Genomic DNA, 5213 nt, shown 5'->3' with positions numbered 1-5213 from the left:
CAACATCCAGATGGTGTTCCAGGACCCGTACACCTCGCTCAACCCGCGCATGACGGTCGGCGACATCATCGGCGAGCCCTTCGAGATCCACCCCGAGGTGGCTCCCAAGGGCGACCGCCGCAAGGCCGTCCAGGACCTGCTGGACGTCGTCGGCCTGAACCCGGAGTACATCAACCGGTACCCGCACCAGTTCTCCGGCGGCCAGCGCCAGCGCATCGGCATCGCCCGCGGCCTCGCGCTCAAGCCCGAGATCATCATCTGCGACGAGCCGGTCTCCGCCCTGGACGTGTCCGTCCAGGCGCAGGTGATCAACCTGCTGGAGCAGCTGCAGGGCGAGTTCGGCCTGTCGTACATGTTCATCGCGCACGACCTCTCCATCGTCCGGCACATCTCCGACCGCGTCGGCGTGATGTACCTCGGCAAGATGGTCGAGATCGGCACCGACGAGCAGATCTACGAGAACGCCACCCACCCGTACACCCAGGCGCTGCTCTCCGCCGTGCCGGTGCCGGACCCGACGGCGCGCGAGAACCGCGAGCGGATCATCCTCAGCGGCGACATCCCCTCGCCGGCCAACCCGCCGTCCGGCTGCCGCTTCCGCACCCGGTGCTGGAAGGCGGAGGACCGCTGCTCCGAGGAGGTCCCGCTGCTGGCGATCCCGACCACGCTGGAGGGCCCGGCCGCGCACGACTCGGCCTGCCACTTCCCCGAGGTCCGGGAGTCGGCCGCGGCCTGACGTCCCCCCTGGCACACCCGGAAGGGCTCGCGGCTCCGGCCGCGGGCCCTTCCGGCGTTCCCGGGCCGGGTGCCGCGCGGACCGGGACCGGCGCCGATCCGTCGCGGCGTCAACTCGGCGCAGGGTCACGGCACCCGTCCGGGTGCTCCCGACTCGCGCCGTCGCCGGGGCGCGCTTCTCATGGGGTGTGATGCGACACACACCATGAGGAGGGACCTCCATGCCCGTAGCCGCCCGTGCTCGCCTGGTCCTCGCCGCCGCTACGTCCGTGGCCCTGGCGGCCACCGGCTGCAGCAGCAGCGGCGGAGGAGGCGGCAGCTCGTCGGACGCCAGCAAGACCTTCAGCTACCAGAGCAGCGAGCCGCAGAACCCGTTGCAGCCGGCCAACGCGAACGAGGTCGGCGGCGGTCGCATCATCCAGAACCTCTTCAAGGGGCTGGTGGACTACGACCCCAGCACCGCCAAGATCCGCATGCAGGTCGCCGACAAGATCGACACCAGCGACTCGCAGACCTTCACCGTCACCCTGAAGGACGGCTGGAAGTTCCACGACGGCACCCCGGTGCACGCCAAGAACTTCGTGGACTCCTGGAACTGGAGCGCCAACCCGAAGAACGCCCAGATCAACAGCTCCTGGTTCTCCGACATCGAGGGCTACAAGGACGTCCACCCGGCCAGCGGCCAGCCGACCGCCGACACGATGTCCGGCCTGACCGTCACCGACGACCTGCACTTCACCATCAAGCTGAGCAACAAGGTCTCGTACTTCACGTACAAGCTCGGCTACATCGCCTTCTCCCCGCTGCCGGACGGCTTCTTCAAGGACCCGGCCGGGTACGGGCAGAAGCCGGTCGGCAACGGCCCCTACCAGTTCGTCAGCTGGGCCCACAACACCGAGGTCGTCACCAAGGCCTTCCCGGACTACCAGGGCGTGGACAAGCCGAAGAACGGCGGCATCCGCTTCAAGATGTACACCACGTCCGAGGCCGCCTACGCGGACCTGCAGTCCAGCAACCTGGACGTGATGGACCAGGTGCCGCCGTCCGCGCTGGCGACGTACAAGAACGACCTGGGCGACCGGGCGATCGACGCCCCGCAGGGCGCCATCCAGAACATCGGCTTCACCCTGTACCAGGCCGACTGGGCCGGCGCCGACAAGGCCAAGGTGCGCCAGGGCCTGTCGATGGCGATCGACCGCGACACCATCACCAAGACCGTGCTGCAGGGCTCCCGCAAGCCGGCCACCGCGTGGGTCGCCGAGGGCGTCGAGGGCTTCAAGGACGGCGCCTGCGGCGACTTCTGCAAGTTCGACCCGGCCAAGGCCAAGCAGCTGATCCAGGAGGGCGGCGGCGTCCCCGGCAACAAGCTGCTGATCACCTACAACGCGGACGGCGGCCACAAGGAGTGGGTCGACGCGGTCTGCAACTCGATCCGGCAGAACACCGGTGTCGACTGCCTGGGCGACCCGAAGTCCGACTTCAAGACCGCCCGCGCGGCGATCACCTCGCACTCGCTCAACGGCGCCTTCCGCACCGGCTGGGTGCAGGACTACCCGCTGAACGCCAACTTCCTGAACGAGGTGTACCGCACCGGCGCCGCCTCCAACGACTTCGGCTACAGCGACCCGAAGTTCGACGAGGCCGCCACCAAGGCCGACGAGGCCGCGAGCGTCGCCGACACGGTGAGCGGCTACCAGGCGGCCGAGGCCGTGCTGCCGAGCGGGATGCCGGCCATCCCGCTCTGGTACTACCGCACCAACTCGGGCTTCTCCACCAAGGTGCAGAACGTCAAGTTCGACTCCTTCGGCAACCCGGCCTGGACCCAGGTCGAGGTCAAGGGCTGATCCATCGGCTCCCGCCGGCCCCGCCCTCCCCGCACGGAGGGCGGGGCCCGGCCCTCCCGGCCGACCGGTCCGCCCGACCGGCCGGCTACCTAGGAAGAAGGAGGCTCGGATGGGCAGTTACGTGCTGCGGCGGGTGCTGCAGATGATCCCGGTGTTCTTCGGCACCACGCTGCTGATCTTCCTGATGGTCTACACGCTGCCGGGTGACCCGGTGACCGCCCTGTTCGGCGAGAAGGCGGCGGACCCGGCCGTGGTGGCCAGCATCAAGCACAAGTACTTCCTCGACCAGCCGATCTGGAAGCAGTACCTGCACTACATGGGGAACCTCTTCCAGGGGGACTTCGGCACCAGCTTCACCGGCCGGCCGGTCTCCGACATCATGAAGGACGCCTTCCCGATCACCATCCGGCTCGCGCTGCTGGCCTTCGTCTTCGAGATGGTCCTCGGCCTCGCGCTCGGCCTGATCTCCGGCCTGAGCCGCGGCAGCATCGCGGACACCGCGGTGCTGATCCTGACCCTGGTGGTGATCTCCGTCCCGGTCTTCGTGCTGGCCTACATCGCGCAGACCATCTTCGCCACGAACCTCGGCTGGGTGACGCCGACGGTGCAGGACTCCCGGGACCTCTCCCAACTGGCGCTACCGGCGGTCGTGCTCGGCTCGCTCTCGCTCGCGTACGTCGCCCGGCTCACCCGGACGTCCATCGGCGAGAACCTGCGGGCCGACTACATGCGCACCGCGGTCGCCAAGGGCCTGCCCCGGCGGACCATCATCACCCGCCACCTGCTGCGCAACTCGCTGATCCCGGTGGTCACCTTCCTCGGCACCGACCTCGGCGCCCTGATGGGCGGGGCGATCGTCACCGAGGGCATCTTCAACGTGCAGGGCATCGGCAACGTGCTGTACCGGGCGATCAACACCAAGGAAGGACCCACCGTGGTCGGCATCGTGACCGTCCTGGTGATCGTCTACCTGGTCGCCAGCCTGCTCGTCGACCTCCTCTACGCCGTCCTGGACCCGAGGATCCGCTATGCCTGACATCCACGACGAGGACTCGTACGAGCCGCACCCGAAGCCCGGGCTCTCGCGCCTCGACTACGCGGGCGAGCAGGGCATGGCCGTCGAGCAGGAGACGTTGGTCGAGCCCGACGCCGCGAAGCGCGAGGAGGCCCGCAGCCTGTGGGGCGACGCCTGGCGGGACCTGCGCCGGCGGCCGATCTTCCTGCTCTCGGCGGTCCTGATCCTGCTGCTGGTCGTGATGGCGATCTTCCCCTACGCCTTCACCGACGCCGACCCGCGCAAGGCCGACCTGGTGCACAACTACCTGCGCCGGCCGGACTGGGGCGACGTCTTCGGCAACGGCTGGTTCGGCTACGACGCGCAGGGCCGTTCGATCTTCGCCCGGGTGGTGTACGGCGCCCGCGCCTCGATCACCGTCGGCATCTTCGTCACCGCCGCGGTCACCGTGATCGGCGGGCTCACCGGCATGGTCGCCGGGTACTTCGGCGGCGCCGTCGACGCGGTGATCTCCCGGATCGTCGACATCTTCTTCGGCATCCCGCTGCTGCTCGGCGCCCTGGTGCTGCTCAACGCCTTCTCCACCCGCACGGTGTGGAGCGTGGTCATCGCGCTCGGGGTGCTCGGCTGGACCCAGATCGCCCGCGTGATGCGCGGCGCGGTGCTGACCGTCAAGCAGGCCGACTACGTGGTGGCCGGCCGGGCGCTCGGCGCCGGGACCGGGCGGCTGATGTTCCGGCACATCCTGCCGAACGCGATCGCCCCGGTGATCGTCGTCGCCACCATCGCGCTCGGCGGCTACATCGCCGCCGAGGCGACGCTGAGCTTCCTCGGCATCGGCCTGCAGGACCCGACCATCTCCTGGGGCATCGACATCTCCTCCGCCCAGAAGGTGATCCGCACGGCGCCGTACGTGCTGTTCTTCCCGGCCGCCGCGCTGTCCGTCACCGTGCTGGCCTTCATCATGCTGGGCGACGCGGTGCGCGACGCCCTCGACCCGAAGCTTCGCTGAGCGAGGGGAGCGCAACGTGACCACAGCGGTGGACACCACCAAGGGCGAGCAGGACGCGGCGTACCAGGGGCCGCTGCTCGACGTACGGGACCTGCACGTCGAGTTCGTCACCCGGGACGGCGTGGCCAGGGCCGTCAACGGCGTCAACTACAGCGTCCGGGCCGGGGAGACGCTGGCCGTCCTCGGCGAGTCCGGCTCCGGCAAGTCGGTGACGGCGCAGGCGATCATGGGCATCCTGGACATGCCGCCGGCCCGGATCCCGCGCGGGGAGATCCGCTACCGCGGCCAGGACATGCTGAAGATGGGCAAGGACGAGCGGCGCCGGATCCGCGGCCGGAAGATCGCGATGATCTTCCAGGACGCGCTGTCCGCGCTCAACCCGGTGCTCAGCGTCGGCTTCCAGCTGGGCGAGATGTTCCGCGCCCACCAGGGCCTGTCCCGGGCGGAAGCCAAGGCGAAGGCCGTCGAGCTGATGGAGCGGGTCCGCATCCCGGCCGCCAAACAGCGGGTGAACGACTACCCGCACCAGTTCTCCGGCGGCATGCGCCAGCGCATCATGATCGCCATGGCGCTGGCCCTGGAACCGGACCTGATCATCGCCGACGAG

5 protein-coding genes are annotated in these 5213 nt (G+C 69.2%); all 5 read left to right on the top strand.

Translation table 11 applies throughout. The features are described from left to right. On the top strand, positions 1–736 hold a 736-nt coding region (locus VM95_RS36800; protein WP_045705524.1), incomplete at its 5' end, for an ABC transporter ATP-binding protein. A 220-nt stretch (positions 737–956) separates the two neighbouring features. Continuing rightward, entirely contained in the window at positions 957–2579 is a 1623-nt protein-coding gene (locus VM95_RS36795; protein ID WP_045705518.1) for a peptide ABC transporter substrate-binding protein, read from the top strand. Positions 2580–2688: 109 nt separating this feature from the next. Further along, positions 2689–3615 (top strand): ABC transporter permease, encoded by a 927-nt coding sequence (locus VM95_RS36790; RefSeq protein WP_045705516.1) that lies wholly within the window; start codon positions 2689–2691, stop codon positions 3613–3615. A 76-nt stretch (positions 3616–3691) separates the two neighbouring features. Next, positions 3692–4606, top strand: coding sequence for an ABC transporter permease (locus VM95_RS36785; protein ID WP_045705522.1), 915 nt, complete (start codon positions 3692–3694; stop codon positions 4604–4606). Positions 4607–4622: 16 nt separating this feature from the next. Next, on the top strand, positions 4623–5213 hold a 591-nt coding region (locus tag VM95_RS36780; protein WP_045705520.1), incomplete at its 3' end, for an ABC transporter ATP-binding protein.

Source organism: Streptomyces rubellomurinus, assembly GCF_000961885.1.
Lineage (GTDB): Bacteria > Actinomycetota > Actinomycetes > Streptomycetales > Streptomycetaceae > Kitasatospora > Kitasatospora rubellomurina.
The sequence above is the reverse complement of the archived record's forward strand: the minus strand, read 5'-3'. Positions and strand labels throughout refer to the sequence as shown.